The sequence below is a fragment of the Streptomyces sp. STAM6 genome (genome assembly GCF_054963715.1).
In genome coordinates, this window is sequence record NZ_JBUEFZ010000002.1 from 450,230 (window position 1) to 467,051 (window position 16,822).

General features: G+C 71.5%; 18 protein-coding genes and 1 pseudogene. 6 read left to right on the forward strand and 13 right to left on the reverse strand.

From position 1 onward, the window contains the following. Positions 1–33: 33 nt before the first annotated feature. The 4 genes from ACY34K_RS04570 to ACY34K_RS04585 form a co-directional block, all read right to left on the reverse strand. Positions 34–729 carry a demethylmenaquinone methyltransferase gene (locus tag ACY34K_RS04570; RefSeq protein ID WP_462743908.1) on the reverse strand — a complete coding sequence of 232 codons (696 nt, stop codon included), beginning with the start codon at positions 727–729 and terminating at the stop codon, positions 34–36. Between the two features lie 76 nt (positions 730–805). Then, positions 806–1,405 (reverse strand): imidazolonepropionase-like domain-containing protein, encoded by a 600-nt coding sequence (locus tag ACY34K_RS04575; RefSeq protein ID WP_462743909.1) that lies wholly within the window; start codon positions 1,403–1,405, stop codon positions 806–808. Positions 1,406–1,414: 9 nt separating this feature from the next. Then, positions 1,415–2,614 (reverse strand): cyclic dehypoxanthinyl futalosine synthase, encoded by a 1,200-nt coding sequence (mqnC, locus tag ACY34K_RS04580; protein ID WP_462743911.1) that lies wholly within the window; start codon positions 2,612–2,614, stop codon positions 1,415–1,417. 97 nt (positions 2,615–2,711) lie between these two features. Then, on the reverse strand, positions 2,712–4,370 hold the full coding sequence (locus tag ACY34K_RS04585; protein ID WP_462743913.1) for a serine/threonine-protein kinase: 1,659 nt from the start codon (positions 4,368–4,370) through the stop codon (positions 2,712–2,714). A gap of 137 nt (positions 4,371–4,507) precedes the next feature. On the opposite strand from ACY34K_RS04585, the gene ACY34K_RS04590 reads away from it, so the two are divergent. After that, a complete protein-coding gene (locus ACY34K_RS04590) occupies positions 4,508–5,542 on the forward strand; it encodes an alpha/beta hydrolase (protein WP_462743915.1) in 1,035 nt (344 codons plus the stop codon). Here ACY34K_RS04590 and ACY34K_RS04595 read toward each other — a convergent pair whose 3' ends face one another. After that, complete coding sequence (locus ACY34K_RS04595) at positions 5,543–6,409, reverse strand: menaquinone biosynthetic enzyme MqnA/MqnD family protein (protein ID WP_462743917.1); 867 nt, start codon at positions 6,407–6,409, stop codon at positions 5,543–5,545. 259 nt (positions 6,410–6,668) lie between these two features. Here ACY34K_RS04595 and ACY34K_RS04600 point away from each other — a divergent pair, with 259 nt between their 5' ends. Next, positions 6,669–6,872 (forward strand): cold-shock protein, encoded by a 204-nt coding sequence (locus tag ACY34K_RS04600; RefSeq protein WP_017948713.1) that lies wholly within the window; start codon positions 6,669–6,671, stop codon positions 6,870–6,872. Positions 6,873–6,997: 125 nt separating this feature from the next. Here ACY34K_RS04600 and ACY34K_RS04605 read toward each other — a convergent pair whose 3' ends face one another. Next, entirely contained in the window at positions 6,998–8,608 is a 1,611-nt protein-coding gene (locus ACY34K_RS04605) for an AMP-dependent synthetase/ligase (protein ID WP_462743919.1), read from the reverse strand. Positions 8,609–8,702: 94 nt separating this feature from the next. On the opposite strand from ACY34K_RS04605, the gene ACY34K_RS04610 reads away from it, so the two are divergent. The 3 genes from ACY34K_RS04610 to ACY34K_RS04620 all read left to right on the forward strand — a co-directional run bounded on the left by ACY34K_RS04610 (position 8,703) and on the right by ACY34K_RS04620 (position 11,367). Further along, complete coding sequence (locus tag ACY34K_RS04610; RefSeq protein ID WP_462743920.1) at positions 8,703–9,707, forward strand: AraC family transcriptional regulator; 1,005 nt, start codon at positions 8,703–8,705, stop codon at positions 9,705–9,707. An 87-nt stretch (positions 9,708–9,794) separates the two neighbouring features. Then, the gene (locus ACY34K_RS04615) at positions 9,795–10,949 is read left to right on the forward strand and encodes a lipase family protein (RefSeq protein WP_462743922.1); all 1,155 of its coding nucleotides are present in this window, start codon (positions 9,795–9,797) and stop codon (positions 10,947–10,949) included. Between the two features lie 16 nt (positions 10,950–10,965). After that, positions 10,966–11,367 (forward strand): DnaJ family domain-containing protein, encoded by a 402-nt coding sequence (locus ACY34K_RS04620; protein ID WP_462743924.1) that lies wholly within the window; start codon positions 10,966–10,968, stop codon positions 11,365–11,367. Between the two features lie 10 nt (positions 11,368–11,377). Here the strand turns inward: ACY34K_RS04620 and ACY34K_RS04625 are convergent, their stop codons facing one another. Further along, entirely contained in the window at positions 11,378–11,977 is a 600-nt protein-coding gene (locus ACY34K_RS04625; protein WP_462743926.1) for a dihydrofolate reductase family protein, read from the reverse strand. A gap of 271 nt (positions 11,978–12,248) precedes the next feature. On the opposite strand from ACY34K_RS04625, the pseudogene ACY34K_RS04630 reads away from it, so the two are divergent. Beyond that, a pseudogene (locus tag ACY34K_RS04630) lies at positions 12,249–12,653 on the forward strand (MaoC family dehydratase); the annotation flags it as partial. Here ACY34K_RS04630 and ACY34K_RS04635 read toward each other — a convergent pair. From ACY34K_RS04635 to ACY34K_RS04660, 6 genes are all read right to left on the reverse strand, one after another. Further along, positions 12,619–13,236, reverse strand: coding sequence for a TetR/AcrR family transcriptional regulator (locus ACY34K_RS04635; protein WP_462743928.1), 618 nt, complete (start codon positions 13,234–13,236; stop codon positions 12,619–12,621). The pseudogene ACY34K_RS04630 and the gene ACY34K_RS04635 sit on opposite strands and share 35 nt — an antisense overlap. A 153-nt stretch (positions 13,237–13,389) precedes the next feature. Then, entirely contained in the window at positions 13,390–13,464 is a 75-nt protein-coding gene (locus ACY34K_RS04640; protein WP_462744027.1) for a 50S ribosomal protein bL37, read from the reverse strand. Positions 13,465–13,531: 67 nt separating this feature from the next. Next, the gene (locus tag ACY34K_RS04645) at positions 13,532–14,869 is read right to left on the reverse strand and encodes a dicarboxylate/amino acid:cation symporter (RefSeq protein WP_462743930.1); all 1,338 of its coding nucleotides are present in this window, start codon (positions 14,867–14,869) and stop codon (positions 13,532–13,534) included. A gap of 357 nt (positions 14,870–15,226) precedes the next feature. Beyond that, positions 15,227–15,481 carry a DUF4229 domain-containing protein gene (locus tag ACY34K_RS04650; RefSeq protein ID WP_462744029.1) on the reverse strand — a complete coding sequence of 85 codons (255 nt, stop codon included), beginning with the start codon at positions 15,479–15,481 and terminating at the stop codon, positions 15,227–15,229. Between the two features lie 116 nt (positions 15,482–15,597). Beyond that, a complete protein-coding gene (locus ACY34K_RS04655; RefSeq protein WP_462743932.1) occupies positions 15,598–16,125 on the reverse strand; it encodes an N-acetyltransferase family protein in 528 nt (175 codons plus the stop codon). A 19-nt stretch (positions 16,126–16,144) separates the two neighbouring features. Next, positions 16,145–16,798, reverse strand: a complete 654-nt coding sequence (locus ACY34K_RS04660; protein ID WP_462743934.1) for a UdgX family uracil-DNA binding protein — start codon at positions 16,796–16,798, stop codon at positions 16,145–16,147. Positions 16,799–16,822: the final 24 nt, after the last annotated feature.

Below are 16,822 nucleotides of genomic sequence, written 5' to 3' on the forward strand. Positions count from 1 at the left end.
CCCGTTGACCGTTCCCCGTCAACTCGGTTCGGCTCAGTGGGCCTTGGTGCCCCGGTGCAGCGCCACGACCCCGCCCGTCAGGTTCCGCCACGCCACCTTCGACCAGCCGGCCTTCTGCAGCAGCCGCGCCAGCTCGGGCTGCTCGGGCCAGCTCTGGATGGACTCGGCGAGGTAGACGTACGCGTCGGGGTTGGAGGAGACGGCGCGCGCGACCGGCGGCAGCGCCCGCATCAGGTACTCCTCGTAGACCGTCCGGAACGGCGCCCAGGTGGGGTGCGAGAACTCGCAGATCACGACCCGGCCGCCCGGCTTGGTGACCCGGTACAGCTCACGCAGCGCCGCCTCCGTGTCCTGGATGTTGCGCAGGCCGAAGGAGATCGTCACGGCGTCGAAGACGTCGTCGCGGAAGGGCAGCTTCATCCCGTCACCGGCGGTCAGCGGCAGCCACGGGTGCCGCCGCTTGCCCTCGCGGAGCATGCCGAGCGAGAAGTCGCACGGCACGACGTACGCGCCGGACTGTGCGAACGGCAGCGAGGACGTGCCGGTGCCGGCCGCCAGGTCGAGGATCTTCCGGCCCGGCCCGGCGTCGACCGCCTTGGCGACCTCCTTGCGCCAGCGGCGGTCCTGCCAGAGGGAGAGCACGTCATTGGTGAGGTCGTAGTTCGCGGCGACGTCGTCGAACATCGAGGCGACTTCGTGCGGCTGCTTGTCCAGGGTGGCGCGGGTCACTGGCGTTGCCTCGCTTGTCTCGTCTGTCCGTCGGCGGTGCGCTGGGCTGCGCCCGCCATTGTCTCAGCCGCCCCGGTCATCGGCGGCGATGGACCAGGCGTCCGTCCACGACGGTCGCCACGCAGGTGGAGGCTCCTCGCCGGACGAGCGCGGCCCGGTCCGGTACGTCGAAGACGGCGAACCGGGCGGGCCCGCCCGGCGTCAGCCGCGGCAGCAGCACCAGCGGCACCGGGGAGAAGGAAGGGGGTCCCGGCAGGACGTCGGGGCGCCGGCCGACGGCGAGTCCGGCCCGGCGCACCGCGTCCAGGGCCGGCCGGGCGTGGAGTTCACCCGCGACGGCGACGGTCCCGTGCGCCAGCATCCGCTGCACTCCGCGGCGCGCGCTGGCGCCCCGCCGTGCCGGGTCGGCGCGGAAGATCTCCCGGGCGCGCTCGCCGGTGATCGGTTCGGTTCCGAACTCGGCGGCCTCGCGCGGGTCCGGGTGGTAGGTGGCTTCGAGCAGCTCGGGCCCGTACGGGTTGAGCAGCCCGGGGGTGAGGATGCCGGGCCACCGCCGCACCCGCGCCGTGGGGTGCGCGGCGGCCAGTTCCTCGTAGTGGCCGACGGCGGCGACGTGCGCGCCGTCGACCAGGACCGCGCTCTCCGGTGAGGCCTCGGCGACGTGGATCGTGCGCACGGCAGCCGCTCAGTTCGCCGGGAGCAGCTTCAGCTCCGGGTGCGCCGTGCCGCCCTCGATCGCCGTGGACGAGATGTGGGACGCGACGCGGTCGTCGACCGGGTCGTTCGCCGGGTCGTCGTGGACGACGATGTGCTCGTACGTGGTGGTGCGCTGGGCCGGGACACGGTCGGCGGTGCGGATCATGTCGATCATCTCGCGCAGGTTGGAGCGGTGCTTCGCGCCGGCCGACGAGACGACGTTCTCCTCCAGCATGATCGACCCGAGGTCGTCCGCGCCGTAGTGCAGCGTCAGCTGCCCGATCTCCTTGCCCGTGGTGAGCCAGGAGCCCTGGATGTGGGCGATGTTGTCCATGAAGAGCCGGGCGATCGCGATCATGCGCAGGTACTCGAAGATGGTCGCCTGCGTGCGGCCCTTCAGGTGGTTGTTCTCCGGCTGGTACGTGTACGGGATGAAGGCCCGGAAGCCGCCGGTGCGGTCCTGCACGTCGCGGATCATGCGCAGGTGCTCGATGCGCTCGGCGTTCGTCTCGCCGGTGCCCATGAGCATCGTGGAGGTGGACTCGACGCCCAGGCCGTGAGCGATCTCCATGATCTCCAGCCAGCGCTCGCCGGACTCCTTGAGCGGCGCGATGGCCTTGCGCGGCCGCTCGGGCAGCAGCTCGGCGCCGGCGCCCGCGAAGGAGTCGAGGCCGGCGGCGTGGATGCGGGTGATGGCCTCCTCGACGGAGACACCGGAGATCCGGGCCATGTGCTCGACCTCGGACGCGCCGAGGGAGTGGATGACCAGCTGAGGAAAGGCCTTCTTGATGGCGGCGAAGTGCGTCTCGTAGTACTCCACGCCGTAGTCGGGGTGGTGCCCGCCCTGGAACATGATCTGGGTGCCGCCGAGTTCGACGGTCTCCGCGCAGCGGCGCAGGATGTCGTCGAGATCGCGGGTCCAGCCCTTGGCGGTGTCCTTCGGCGGAGCGTAGAACGCACAGAACTTGCACGCGGTGACGCACACGTTCGTGTAGTTGATGTTGCGCTCGATGATGTACGTCGCGATGTGCTCCGTGCCCGCGTACCGGCGCCGGCGTACGGCGTCCGCCGCGGCGCCGAGCGCGTGGAGCGGGGCCGACCGGTAGAGGTCGAGCGCCTCCTCCGGGGTGATCCGCCCGCCCTCCGCGGCACGGTCGAGGACGGACTGAAGGTCGGCCTTCTCGGTCACCGGGTGTCACCTTTCGGCGGTTTGCAGGGCTTCTGCGCGGACCGAACCAGCCTACGCCAGGGCCTCCCGCCGGATTCCGGGCCCCTCGGTCGGCGCGTCAGCCGGTCCGCTCCAGGGTCGCGCGCGGGTTGCCGGCCCTCGCCTCGTCCGAGCTGTACACGAGCTGTGCGCCCTTGAGGGTGAGCTTCACGGTGTGGCTGTCGCCGGTGCAGTTGTTGCCGGGCCGGTCGCTCGCCGACCCCTGGGCGACGAGGACGTCCTTGGTGACGCTGCGGAGCACCAGGCTGTCCTCGCAGGTGAAGTTCCCGAGGGCGTCGAACTGGCTGACGGTGCCGATCCGCTCACCGGTGCCGCCGCCCTTGACGACCACGGTGAAGTTGCCGCCGGAAACCTCGGTCCCGAGGACCTCCACCTGGAACGGCCCCTTCCAGGTGCCGATGAACGCCTTCGGAACGGAACCGGTGGGCTCCGCGGCCGCGTCCGACGCGGGCGGACTCGCCGCCACGCCACCGTCCTTGCGCGCGTCGGTCCCGCCGGGCAGCAGGTCCATGAGCATCGCGCCGCCGACGGTGACCACGGCCAGGGCTCCCGCGACTGCGAGGGCGACCGTGCAGCTGAGCCTGCGCCCCCGGCCGGGGGCGGACTCCGACGTCGTACTGACCGACAGCGAGAGCGGCCCCCGCGGTCCGGGCACCGCGTCCGCGAACGGACCGGGCACCGGTCCGGGCCCCTGCCCCGGCACCGCGTCCGCCACCGGGGTCGCGCCCGCCGCCGGCACCGGGTCGACGGGCGGGCCGAAGACCCCGACGGCCGGGCTGCTGAAGGGCACCGGCCCGGAGCCGGCCGGGTCGGCGGCCGCGGGCTCCAGGTCCAGGAGGCGTACCGCCGCCCGGCTGACCTGCTCGACCAGGGCGGACGGCAGCCAGCCGCCGGCCACGAGCGCCCCGGCCCCACCCGGGGCCAGCCTCCGCGCGACCTCACCGGGGTCGGGTCGGGAGGCCGGGTTCTTGGCCAGACAGGCGGTGATCAGCTCGCGCAGCTCCCCGGTGAGGGCGCCGTCCAGCTCGGGCTCCTCGTGGACGACCTTGTAGAGCAGGGCGGCCGAGGAGTCGCCGGGGAAGGGGGCGGTGCCGGTCGCGGCGTACGCGAGGACGGCGCCGAGCGAGAAGACGTCGGCCGCGCCGGTCACACCCTTGCCGAGGATCTGCTCGGGCGCCATGTAGCCGGGCGAGCCGACCGAGACTCCGGTCGAGGTGAGCGAGGCGGTGCCCTCGGTGGCCCGGGCGATGCCGAAGTCGATCAGCCGGGGCCCGTCGAGGGCGAGCAGCACGTTCGACGGCTTGACGTCGCGGTGCACGAGCCCGAGGCCGTGGACCGCTACCAGGGCCTCGGCCAGCCCGGCGCCCAGGGCACGCACCGCGTGCTCCGGGAGCGGCCCGTACTCGGCGACGGCCTGGGAGAGCGGCGGACCGGTCACGTAGCCGGTGGCCACCCACGGCACGGGGGCCTCGGGGTCGGCGTCCAGCACGGGCGCCGTCCACTGGCCGCCGACGCGCCGCGCCGACTCCACCTCGCGCCGGAACCGGGCCCGGAACTCCTCGTCGAGCGCGAAGTGCGGGTGCACGACCTTGACGGCCACGGTGCGTCCGCCCTCGCTGCGGGCCAGGTACACACGGCCCATGCCCCCGGCACCGAGCCTGCCGAGGAGCCGGTACGGGCCGATGACGCGCGGTTCACCCGCTTCCAGCGGCTGCATGTGCCTTCCCCCGATCAGGTACGCCGTCGTGCTTCGACGTCGTCGCGCACAGCAGCGTAGAGGGGCGGGAAGCAACCGGTCGGCGCGTTCCGTCATCTAGCAGGCCGTAATTGCCCCGAAAGACCCGGAGTGCTCCCATGAAACGTCTGCCCAAGGCGCTGACAGCCGCCGTCACTCTCGGCTCGCTCGCCCTGGTCACCGGCTGCTCCGACGAGGGCGAACCCGTTTCCTTCGACGGGCCCAGCGCGTCCGCTCCGGTGCCGGGCAAGGGAGGCCGGGGTGGCGGCAAGGCGGCCGAGGCGGCGGCCAAGACACTGATGCCGACCGGCCCGAAGGCCGAGTTCACCACCCAGAACACCATCGCCGACGGCACCAAGATCGGCGTGACGACCCTGGAGGGCAAGAAGTCGGGGTTCACGGGGAAGGTCTGGGTCTGGGCGCCGCAGCAGTATTTCGATCCCAAGTACGCGAACAGCGGCTTCCCGGTGCTGATCGCGCTGCCCGGCGGCAACGGCTATCCGAACAATTACTGGATGGGCACGGACCTCAAGCTGCAGAGCAGCATCAGCGAGTGGTCGAAGGAAGGCAAGAGCCTGCCCTTCATCGTCGTGATGCCGGTCCTCAACCCCGACAAGAAGTACTACTACGACGGCAGCGATATCCCGGGGCAGCCCAAAATGGGCACCTGGATGACGGAAGACGTTCCCGATTTCGTTCGCGCGAATTTCCGTACGTTCAAGTCCCGGGACGGCTGGGCGTTCATGGGTTCGTCGTCCGGTGGTTTCGTCGGTCTGAAGTCGGTGCTGAAGCACCCCGACAAGTTCAAGGCCGTCATCGCCTCCGGACCGGACACCGTGCCGGACTCACCGCTGTGGGCGGGTCATGAGGCGGAGAAGCGGGCGAACGACCCGGAGCGGCTCGCCCGCGCCCTCGGGGCGAAGCCGAGCACGAAGGACGACGATGTGTACCTCGCCTTCCAGGTCGGGTCCAAGGAGTCCGGCCTGCGCAACGTCAAGTCGTTCATCGGGAAGTACACCAAGGGCCCGGTGAAGACCCGGCTGCAGGTCATCCCGGACGGCGAGCACAACGCCAAGACCTATGTGAAGGGCATGGGGGACGGCTCGATCCAGTGGATCAGCGAGCACATGCAGGCGCCCGTCCCGTCGTCCTGACTACTCCGCGGGGGCGAGCAGCTCGACCCGCACGTCCGCCGGGAAACCGGTGGTCGGTCCGGTGCGGCGGGCGAACTCCCGTACACCGGCGAGCTGCTCCGCCGCGAAGCGGAAGTCGAGGGTGGTGAAGTACTTCTCCAGCAGCGCCGCGTCGAAGGACTCCCAGCGCGCGGCCTGCTCGGCCACCTTCGTGACCTCCTCCAGGGACAGGTCGCGCGAGGCCAGGAACGCCTCGTGCACCTGGCGCACCGTCCGCGGTTCACGCGCCAGGTAGTCCTTGCGGACCGCCCAGACGGCGAAGACGAACGGCAGGCCGGTCCACTCCTTCCACATCAGGCCCAGGTCATGGACCTGCAGGCCCAGCCTCGGCGCGTCGTGCAGGGAGGCCCGCAGCGCGGCGTCGCCGATCAGTACGGCCGCGTCCGCCTCCTGCATCATCGCGGCGAGGTCGGGCGGACACGTGTAGTAGTCGGGCGTCACGCCGTACCGCTCGGCGAGCAACAACTGCGCCAGCCGCACCGAGGTGCGGGAGGTGGAGCCCAGCGCGACCCGCGCCCCGTCGAGCCGCTCCAGGGGCCGCTGCGAGACGATCACGCACGACATGACCGGGCCGTCGCAGCCGACGGCGAGGTCGGGGAAGGCGACGAGCCGGTCGGCGTGGCGGAGGTACTCCACGAGGGTGATCGGCGCGATGTCGAGGTCGCCGCGGACCAGCTGCTCGCTGAGCTTCTCCGGGGTGTCCTTCGTGAGCTCCAGATCGAGCAGCGTCCCGGTGCGCGCCAGGCCCCAGTAGAGCGGCAGGCAGTTCAGGAACTGGATGTGCCCGACACGCGGCCGGCTCCGCAGCTGCTCCGTTGAATTGTCCACATCGTGAGGCTAGACCCGTCCCGGCCCGGCCGCGTGGGCGGGTCCGCCGTCAGCGCGTCTGAGCTGCATCAAACATCCGGGTGAAGTGATCTTTCCCTCTACCCATGCACACACGCTGCGTGCTAGGCTCAACGCAAGTTGCAGTTTGGTTTCCCTTGCAGTACAGAGCCTGCGGAGCATGTGACCCGCAGGCTTTTGTAGTTTTCAGACTTGTTTGCAGGTTCTGGAGCAGGGCAACCCTTTGGCCCAAGGAGGGCTTATGGCTACCGGAACCGTCAAGTGGTTCAACGCTGAAAAGGGCTTCGGCTTCATCGCCCAGGACGGCGGCGGCCCGGATGTCTTCGTCCACTACTCCGCGATCAACGCGACCGGCTTCCGCTCCCTCGAGGAGAACCAGGTCGTGAACTTCGACGTCACCCAGGGTCCGAAGGGCCCGCAGGCGGAGAACGTCACCCCGGCCTAAGTTGCCCGGGTCGGCGATCGCGCACGACTTAGCAGTACCCAAGGAGCCCTGCTCCGTGTTTTGCGCACGGGGCGGGGCTCCTGCCTTTGAGCCGGCCGGTTCCGGGCTCATCCGCCCTTCCCCGCTCAGCCCCCCGCGGCTTGCGGCTCGGGAGGGCCGCCCGGTGCCGGGGGGCTGCCGTAGAGCTTGTCGATCTCGGCGGCGTACCGCTCCAGCACCGCCCGGCGGCGCACCTTCAGCGTGGGTGTGAGTGTGCCGGCCGCCACCGAGAGGTCCTCGTCCAGCACCGTGAAGGCCCTGATCCGGGCCGGGCGGGAGACCCGGGCGTTCGCCGCGTCCACCGCCGCCCGCACCCGCGCCCGCACCGCGTCGGCGGACAGGCCCCGCGCGGCGTCCGCGTCCACGGTGATCAGTGCGACGGGGTAGGGGCGGCGGTCCCCGGCCATCACCGCGTGCGACACCACCGGGTCCCGCTCGACGGCGAGCTCCACCTGCGCGGGGCTCAGGTTCTTCCCGGACGAAGTGATCACGATGTCCTTCTTCCGGCCCGTGATCGTCAGATAGCCGTCCTCGTCCAGGGCTCCGAGGTCGCCGGTGTGCAGCCAGCCGTCGGCGTCGGTCTCCCCGGCCGCCACCATCGGCCCGCGCACCCGGATCTCCCCGTCCTCGGCGATCCGCACCTCGCACCCCGCCACGGGCCGGCCCACCGTGCCGTACCGCATCGCGCCGGGGTGGTTCAGCGAGATCACCCCGGCCGACTCGGTCATCCCGTACCCCTCGAAGACCCGGATGCCGCAGTCCAGCAGGAACCGCAGCGTCTCGGGGGCGATCGGCGCGGCGCCGGTCATCGCCCAGCCCAGCCGGCCGCCGAGGGCCTGCCGTACCTGTTCCGGCGTGGCGCCGTACGCCCGCGCCATGCCGTGGATCTTCTCGAAGAGACGCGGCACCGAGGGCAGATGGGTCGGCCGCGTCTCCGCAAGCTCGCTCACGACGTCCTCGATCCGGCCGCCGAAATAGCAGAGTTCGCTCCCCCGCAGCAGGGTGGTGAACTGGATCAGCTGGGCGAGCAGATGCGCGAGCGGCAGGTAGAGGTAGGTGCGGTCGCCCGGGCCGCCCTCGACGAGCGGCAGCGTCGCGTCCTGGACCGCGCCGATGTTGCCGTGGGTGAGGAGGACGCCCTTGGGCGGGCCGGTCGTGCCCGAGGTGTAGACGAGCGCGGCGCCGTCGCCGGGCGTCACGGCGGCCGCGCGGGCGGGCAACGCGGAGGGAGCACGGGCGCCGCCCGCCGGGACCGCGACCCGGTCGCCGCTCGTCAGGGCCGCCGGTTCGACGACGTGCCGCAGCGCGGGGAGCTCGGCCCGGACGGCCGCCACCCGGGCCGCCCCGGCCGCGTCCTCGACGATCACGACGGAGGCGCGTGAGTCGCTCAGGACCCAGGTCAGCTCCTCCTCGCCGGCCGTCGGATAGACCGGTACGACGACCGCGCCCGCGGCGAGGACGGCGAAGTGCGCGTACGTCCACTCCACCCGGGTCTCCGAGAGGATCGCGACCCGGTCGCCCGGCGCGACACCCAGCGCGATCAGTGCCTGTCCCGCCCCCCGTACCGTGTCGCGGAGCCGGGTGTACGTGATCGAGGTCCAGGCCCCGTCCCGCTTGAACCGCAGCGCGGGCCGCTCCCCGTGCCGCTCGGCCGCCCATTCGGTGAACACCGCGAGAGTTTCCGGACGTCGTGTCATGACCCGACGGTAGGTTCGGGTGCGGGCCGGGCGGCATGACGGAAAACGTCACCGGCACTGACCCGGGCGCTCAACCCCGCTACCGTCGACGACCATGGCCGAGCGGACCATCAGCGTGCATCACGTGCGGGCCCTGCTGCGCGGCGCGGAGCGCCGGCACCTGGACACGGTGCCGCTCCTGCAGACCGCCGGCATCCCGCCCCTGTTGCTCGGGGACGACCGGGCACGGGTCACCGCGGACCGGTTCGCGCTGTTGTTCCGGGCCCTGTACCGGGCGACGGGCGACGAGTTCCTGGGGCTCGGTACGTCGCCCAGCCGCCCGGGGACGTTCGCGATGATGTGCCAGGCGTCGCTGGGCTGCCGGAACCTCGGCGACGCCATGCTGCGGGGCATCACCTTCTACCGGCTCTTCCCCGGCGGCCCCGACCTCGGCGTGCACCGCGAGGGCGACGACGCGGCGTTCTCGGTGCGCGGACGCCTCGGCGACGACGACCGGTTCCTCAGCGAGTGCGTGATGATCATCTGGCACCGGCTGAGCAGCTGGCTCGTCGGCCGCCGGATCACACTGACCCGGGCCTCGTTCCGCCATCCCCCACCGCCGCACGAGGACGAGTACGCGGGACTCTTCGGCTGTCCCGTCCGCTTCGGGGCGCCCGCCACCGAGGCCCTGTTCGGCGCCCACTGGCTCGCCGCCCCCCTCGTGCGCGACGAGGACGAGCTGGGCCACATGCTGCGACATTCACCCTTCGAACTGTTGAGCCGGCATGCGTACGGCACGACCGTCGCGGAGCAGGTGCACCGCACCCTGGCCCGTGACCTGCGGTCGTCCCCGCGCCTGCCGTCCCTCGGCGAGGTCGCCGCCCGCCTCGCGGTCAGCCCGGCGACGCTGCGCCGCCGTCTCCAGCGGGAAGGGACCTCCTACCAGCGACTGAAGGACACCGTGCGGAGGGACGCGGCGATCGCGGGGCTCGCCGAGGGGCGCGAGCCGATCGCCGAACTGGCGGCACGGCTCGGCTTCTCCGAGGACACCTCGTTCCACCGGGCGTTCCGGCGGTGGACGGGGACGACACCGGGTGCGTACCGGGGTCAGTCAACCTGAGCTTCCCGGTCAGCCCGGTACTTACTCCCGAGTCATTACGGTCTCCCTACCTTCCCCACCCCCACTGGACGTATGGGAGAGCCGCAAATGCGTGTACGGAACCGGGTGCTGGCCTGTCTGGCCGCGCTCGCCCTGTCCTCCGCCCTGCCGACGGCGAACGCCTCGGCCGGGACGGGGTCCCCCGGCGACATCGTCGGCTCCGAGGACTCCGCCTTCCATGCCCTGCCCGGGCAGCCGACCGACACCGACGCCTGGAAGATCCACTACCGCTCGACATCGGCGACCGGCACGCCGAACGTCGTCTCCGGCACGGTCATCGTCCCCGACGACGGCCGCACCGGGCCGCGCCCGCTGATCACGTACGCCGTCGGCACGGTCGGGCTGGGCGACTCCTGTGCGCCCAGCGCCGGTTTCCCGAAGGGCACCACGGCGGAGGCCAACCTGATCCAGCAGCTCGTCCGGCGCGGCTGGGCGGTCGTCGTCACCGACTACGAGGGCCTCGGCACACCCGGCGAGCACACGTACACCGCCGGACGCTCGGCCGGCCACGCCATGCTCGACGCCGCACGCGCGGCGCTCCGGCACCCCGGGGCCGCCGCCGCCGGCCTCTCCGCCTCCAGTCCGATCGGCATCATGGGCTACTCGCAGGGTGGCCAGGCCGCCGGCTGGGCGGCCGAACTGCACTCCTCCTACGCCCCCGAGCTGAAGGTGAGGGGGACGGCGACCGGCGGCGTCCCCGCCGAGCTGACCGGCCTCGTCCCCGTGCACGACGGTTCGTTCGCGTCCGGCCTGCTGTTCATGGCGGCGGCCGGGCAGGACGCCGCGTACCCGGAGCTGCGGCTCGACTCGTACCTCAACGCCGACGGCAGGTCCCTGATCGGCTTCCTGCGGCAGAACTGCGTGGCGGCGGCCACGACGGTCGGGGCGTTCAAGAAGATCTCCGACATGACGGTGCGCAACCCGCTGGAGACGCCGGAGTGGCAGCGCCGCCTGCACGAGTCCGACCTCGGCACCAAGGCGCCCGGCCACCCGGTGTACCTGTACCACGCGCTCGCCGACGAACTGATCCCGTACGCACAGGGCTCGGGGCTGCGCCGGGACTGGTGCGCCGGGGGCGGCACCGTGCAGTGGCGCACGATCCTGATCGGCGAGCACGGCTCGGGCGTGGTCACGGAGTCGCCGAGGGCGGCGGACTGGCTGGCGGACCGCTTCGCCGGGGAGCCGGCGTCCGGGAACTGCTGAACGTACGATCGGAAGCATGACCGAACGCAAACCGCCCGGCGTCAGCTTCGAGTCATGGGTCGACAAGCAGATCCGCGAGGCGACGGAACGCGGTGAGTTCCGGGACCTCGCCGGCTTCGGGAAACCCCTGCCCGACGACACCGCCCCCTACGACGAACTGTGGTGGGTCAAGGGCAAGTTGCACCGCGAGGGCGTCTCCGTCCTGCCGCCCGCCCTCGCCCTGCGCAAGGAGGCCGAGGACGCGCGGGAGGCGGTGGCCCGGGCGGCCACCGAGGCGCAGGTGCGCCGGATCGTCGCGGAGATCAACGAGAAGATCTCCGCGGCGGTCCGCCGTCCGCCGCCGGGTCCTCCGCTCCACCTCACCCCGTTCGACGTGGAGGAGCTGCTGGCCGAGTGGCGATCGGGCCGGGCCTCCTGAACGGGGGCCGTCACGCGTACCGCACCCGGTAGCGCAGGTGCGTGACCTCCTTGCCCTCGGCGACCGAGAGCGGGCCCTCCAGCACGACCGGGGCGTCCTTCAGATTCCCGAAGAACGGTGTCCCGCCGCCGAGCAGCACGGGGACGAGGTCGACCCCCACCTCGTCCAGGAGCCCGGCGGCCAGGCACTGTTCGGCGATGGTCCCGCCGTTGACCCCGACGTTCTTCCCGGCCGCCAGTTCCCTGGCCAGCTCGACGGCGTGCTCGATGCCGTCGGTGACGAAGTGGAAGGGCGCCCCCTCCCGCGGCCATCCGCCGGGCACGGAGTGCGTGACGACCACGACCGGCACCCCCATGGGGTGGTTGCCGCCCCACCCGTCCGTCAAGTCGAAGAGCTTCCGCCCCACGACGAGGGCGCCGGTCTCCTCCACCTGGCGCCGCCAGTGCGTGGCGCTGACGTCGGTGAGCCGGAACGTCAGCTCGGGGTGCGTGGTCTCCACCGTCACATCGCCGTTCTCGTACCACCTGAACAGCTGGTCGAAGCCGGTTTCGCCCGGTCCGGAGATGTAGCCGTCGAGGGACATGCTGGCTCCGGTGTACACCTTGGTCATGGTGCCGCTCCTGATCATCGGGATCCGCGTCGGTCGCTCCAGGGTGGACCGGAGGGCGCGGCGGAACTCGTCGGGCGCACCGGAAGCCCTCCACCGAGTCCTGACTTTCCAGTAACCTTACTCCCGCGTAAGTACCCTGCGGCTGGAGGAGTCGCACCGTGAACACCGCGCTCACCCTTGCGTTCGGGGCTCTCGCCTCCCCCTTCAAGCGGCCCCGGACCGGCGCCGCCACCGCGCCCTCGCGTCGGGTGGCCGTGCCGGACGTGCCCGTCGATCCGGGGCGGCTCGCCGCCTACGCCCGGGTGTGCGGACCCCGGGGGCCGGCACCTCGGCCGACCGCCCGGCCCCGCTGCCGGCCCGGGCCGAATGGCGACTGCCCGCCGGCCTCGGCCGCCGGTACGGCGCCGTCTCCGGCGACCGCAATCCGATCCACCTGCACCCGCTCACCGCGCGGCTGTTCGGCTTTCCCGGCACCGTCGCGCACGGCATGTGGACCTTCGCACGGTGTCTGGCGGAGCGGGAACCGCAGGCCGCGGTCCACGTGCGCGCCGACTTCCGCGCGCCCGTGCCGCTCCCCGGCACCGTCACCCACGCCGCCGAGGGTGGGGCGTTCTCGCTGCGCGCGGGCGAGCGCGTCCACCTCACCGGGACGGTGACCAGCGCTGCCCGTCCATGAGGTTCCCCAGTCCGGTCCAGGCGAAGTTCATCAGGGTTCCGGCCGCCTCCTTCGCGGACACCCCGGACGTCTCGTTCGCCCAGCCCGCGAGCGACTCCGCCGCCCCCACCAGCGCCTGCGCGAGAGCCGCCGCGTCCCGGTCGCCGAAAGCCGGCGCCCGGTGCACCTCGCGCGCCGCCTCCCCGATCAGCTCCGTCACGAACGCGGCTATCTCGTCCCGCATCGCCGCGACCTCCGCCGCGAACGGCTCCCCGTGCGTACGCGCCTGACGGTGCAGCACCGCCCAGCCGTCGGGGTTCTCGGCGGTGTGCGTGAAGAACGCGGTCAGACCGGCCCACAGCTGCCGGTCGGCCGGCAGCCCGGGCCGCACGGCGCCCTGCACGGCCGCGATCAGCGCGGCGGCCTCCCGCCGGATGCAGGCGGTGAAGAGGTCTTCCTTGGAGTTCAGATAGAGGTAGACCAACGGTTTCGAGACGCCCGCCAGTTCGGCGATCTCGTCCATCGAGGCCGCCCGGTAGCCGCGCTGCCCGAACGTCCGTACGGCAGCGTCCATCATCTGCTGCTCGCGCACGGCCCGCGGCATCCGCTTGCTCCTACCGGCACTCGCTGCGCCCATCCCCGGCACCCCTCCCACACGCCACACGCACACCGCGGGTCGTACTCAGCGGTAAGAGTACGGCCCACCGGAAGCACCCCGTCCCGGACGTGGGACGGGGCGCTCGGTGAAAGCTGCGGCTCAGGCGTTGGGGCGCTTGCCGTGGTTGGGCCTCTTCTTCTTACGGGCGCGCCGTTTGTTGCCTCGCTTGGACATGGTGCATATCTCCTTTGTCAGGACTTTTCCATGCCCTCGTCAGTCTAGGTGCGCCCCCACGGGCCCGCTACGCGGTGACCGGCACGGCGACCTTCCGCTCGGCCTCACGCGGGTCGTACTCGTCGACCGGGGAGGCGGTCGCGGAGTTGTACGCGTCGTGGTCGAGGATCTTCTCGCGGGCGGCGACGACGACCGGGACCAGCGCCTGGCCGGCCACGTTCGTGGCCGTGCGCATCATGTCCAGGATCGGGTCGATCGCCATCAGCAGGCCCACGCCCTCCAGCGGGAGGCCCAGCGTGGAGAGGGTGAGGGTCAGCATGACGGTGGCGCCGGTCAGACCGGCGGTGGCCGCCGAGCCGATCACCGAGACGAAGGCGATCAGGACGTAGTCCGTGACGCCCAGCTCGACGCCGAAGATCTGCGCGATGAAGATCGCGGCGAGCGCCGGGTAGATCGCGGCGCAGCCGTCCATCTTGGTCGTGGCGCCGAACGGCACGGCGAAGGAGGTGTACTCCTTCGGCACACCGAGGCGCTCGGTGACCTTGACCGTGACCGGCATGGTGCCGACGGAGGAGCGGGAGACGAAGGCGAGCTGGATGGCGGGCCAGGCACCCCGGAAGAACTGGAGCGGGTTGACCTTGGCGACGGTGGCGAGCAGCAGCGGGTAGACGCCGAAGAGGACGAGCGCGCAGCCGATGTAGACGTCGGCGGTGAAGGTCGCGTACTTGCTGATCAGGTTCCAGCCGTAGTCGGCGATGGCGTGGCCGATGAGGCCGACGGTGCCGATGGGGGCGAGGCGGATGACCCACCACAGGGCCTTCTGGAGCAGCTCCAGGACGGACTCGCTGAGGGTGAGGAGCGGCGCCGCCTTCTCGCCCAGCTTCAGGGCGGCGATGCCGGCGACGGCGGCCATGAAGACGATCTGAAGGACGTTCAGCTCGGTGAAGGGGGTGACGACGTCCGTCGGGACGATGCCGGTGAGGAAGTCGATCCAGGTGCCCTTGTTCTCGGGCAGCTTGCCGTCCTTCGGCGTGAGGCCGGTGCCGGCCCCGGGGTTGGTCAGCAGGCCGATCGCGAGGCCGATGGCGACGGCGATCAGCGACGTGATCATGAACCAGACCAGCGTCCTGGTGGCCAGCCGGGCCGCGTTGTTCACCTTCCGCAGGTTGGTGATCGACACCAGGATGGCGAAGAACACGAGCGGGGCGACGGCCAGCTTGAGCAGCTGGACGAAGATGCCGCCAACCTGCTCCAGGGTCTGCTTGAGCCAGCTGATGTCCTGGCTGCGGGCGAGCCAGCCGAGCAGGACACCGAGGACGAGGCCGGCGGCTATCTGCACCCAGAAGGGGATCTTGGGTATGCGACGGGCGCGCGCGGTCTCGGGGTTCGCGGTATTCGCGGACACGGACACACTCCAGTAGTGCGTATCAGTACATACGGGGACGGGGGTGCGGCGCCCGCGCGCGAGGCGGGGGCCGCTGCATGATGCCGGGTCAGACCTCGCGGCAACAGACCGCGGAAATACAGCGGCAGAGGTCGACATGCAGGCGCGCCACGAGCGGAATGCTCACGGCGTCGTGGGGGCGCACTGCTGTCTTCATGCCGACACGTTAACACTTGAACTTTGAGAACCTCAAAGCGTGCCTTTGGGACACCGGTGCCCGGCAGGGCCGCCGAAACAGCCGACACCCCGGCCGGAAGCGGTTGTTCCGGCCGGGGTGTCGGCTGCGTGTGTGACGAAGGTCTTAGCCAGGGGCGGCGCCTACTGGACGGCGCTGTCCTCCTGCGACCGGTTGGCCTCCAGCCGCGCCTTGGCGCTGTCGACCTTCTCGGCGATCTGCGCGGACATCGCGTCGCGCTGCTTGCGCAGCAGGACGAAGCTGAGCGGCGCCGAGATCACGATCGAGAGCAGGAGCACCCACAGCAGGTTGGAGTCGCCCAGGCCGCGCGGCAGCACACCGACGTAGACGAGTCCCCACAGGGCGAAGAAGCAGCCGGCGAAGATGCCGAGGCGCATGAGGGTGTACCGGATCGTGGCGCTCGTCCTGGCAGCAGCGGACACGGCGGGCCTTCTTTCCTTCTCCGTACGGGGGAACCTGCCCAACCAGTGAAGCACGCGGCGAATCGATCAATTCAGCGGGTTAGGGGCAGATACATGATGACGTCGTCACGGTCGTCGCCGTCCGCGACGCGAATCCCGTCCGGCACCCGGCCGACCTCCTTGTAGCCGCAGGAGGCGTAGAACCGTTCGAGACCGGAGCCGCCGCGGCAGGTGAGCCGTATCGCCTCGATGCCCTCCAGGCCGCGCACCGCGTCCTCGGTCGCCGCCAGCAGGTCGCGGCCGTACCCCTTGCCCTGGTGCTTCGGGTGGACCATCACCGTGAACAGCCAGACCCAGTGCCGCATCAGCCGGTGGGTGTTGTGCGTGATGAACGACGTGGCCGCCACGGCGCCGTCCTCGTCGTACCCGACGAGGAGCCGGCTGCGGCCCTCGCCGAGCGACGCCAGGTGCTTCAGCCAGTCCGGCCGGACGTCCTCGACCGTGACCGGCGGTACGAAGCCGACGGCGCCGCCCGCGTTGGACACGTCCGCCCACAGGGCGAGGACCCCGTCACGCAGGGTGGCGTCGATGCGGGGGTCCAGTTCGAAGTTCAGCGGCATGTCCTCGACGATAGGAGGTTCAGCCCAGAGCCCGGGCGGCGATCCGCAGATCGGACACCAGCCCCGCGTAGACCGCCTCCCGGTCGTCGGCGCGCAGCACGGCCGAGGGGTGGATGGTGGCGAGCAGACACTCCCCGCGGTCCTCGTAGGGGAGCAGCGTCCCGCGCTGTTTGCTCACCCGGAAGGAGGAGCCCAGCAGCGCCTTGCCGGCGGTGGCGCCGAGCGCCACGATGACCTCCGGGTCGACCAGGCCCATCTCGGCGTTCAGCCACGGCTTGCAGGCGGTCATCTCGCGCAGGCTGGGCGCCTTGTGGATACGGCGTTTGCCCCGCTCGGGCACGACCTCGAACTTGAAGTGCTTGACCGCGTTGGTGACGTAGGTGTCGTCGGGGTCGATCCCGGCCTCGTCCAGCGCCCGGTTCAGCACCTTGCCCGCCGGGCCGACGAACGGCGCGCCCTGCCGGTCCTCCTGGTCACCGGGCTGCTCGCCGACGAGCAGGACGCGCGCATGGGGGTTCCCGGCGCCGAAGACGGTCCGGGTGGCGTTCCGGTGCAGCGGGCACCCGCGGCAGCCGGCGGCGGCCTCGCGCAGCGCGTTCAGCCCGCCGCGCCCGGGCAGGAAGGGCTCGGCGGTGTACGCGTCCTCGGGGGCCGCCTGTGTGTGGTGGGCCATGCCGGCCGGGTACCCCCGGCCGGC

Excerpts from the sequence above, each read along its gene's own strand:
- ACY34K_RS04585 (WP_462743913.1), bottom strand. The coding sequence starts at position 4,370 with ATGCAGCCGCTGGAAGCGGGTGAACCGCGCGTCATCGGCCCGTACCGG.
- ACY34K_RS04590 (WP_462743915.1), top strand. The coding sequence starts at position 4,508 with ATGAAACGTCTGCCCAAGGCGCTGACAGCCGCCGTCACTCTCGGCTCG.
- ACY34K_RS04600 (WP_017948713.1), top strand. The coding sequence starts at position 6,669 with ATGGCTACCGGAACCGTCAAGTGGTTCAACGCTGAAAAGGGCTTCGGC.
- ACY34K_RS04605 (WP_462743919.1), bottom strand. The coding sequence starts at position 8,608 with ATGACACGACGTCCGGAAACTCTCGCGGTGTTCACCGAATGGGCGGCC.
- ACY34K_RS04610 (WP_462743920.1), top strand. The coding sequence starts at position 8,703 with ATGGCCGAGCGGACCATCAGCGTGCATCACGTGCGGGCCCTGCTGCGC.
- ACY34K_RS04615 (WP_462743922.1), top strand. The coding sequence starts at position 9,795 with ATGCGTGTACGGAACCGGGTGCTGGCCTGTCTGGCCGCGCTCGCCCTG.
- ACY34K_RS04620 (WP_462743924.1), top strand. The coding sequence starts at position 10,966 with ATGACCGAACGCAAACCGCCCGGCGTCAGCTTCGAGTCATGGGTCGAC.
- ACY34K_RS04625 (WP_462743926.1), bottom strand. The coding sequence starts at position 11,977 with ATGACCAAGGTGTACACCGGAGCCAGCATGTCCCTCGACGGCTACATC.
- ACY34K_RS04635 (WP_462743928.1), bottom strand. The coding sequence starts at position 13,236 with ATGCCGCGGGCCGTGCGCGAGCAGCAGATGATGGACGCTGCCGTACGG.
- ACY34K_RS04650 (WP_462744029.1), bottom strand. The coding sequence starts at position 15,481 with ATGCGCCTCGGCATCTTCGCCGGCTGCTTCTTCGCCCTGTGGGGACTC.
- ACY34K_RS04655 (WP_462743932.1), bottom strand. The coding sequence starts at position 16,125 with ATGCCGCTGAACTTCGAACTGGACCCCCGCATCGACGCCACCCTGCGT.
- ACY34K_RS04660 (WP_462743934.1), bottom strand. The coding sequence starts at position 16,798 with ATGGCCCACCACACACAGGCGGCCCCCGAGGACGCGTACACCGCCGAG.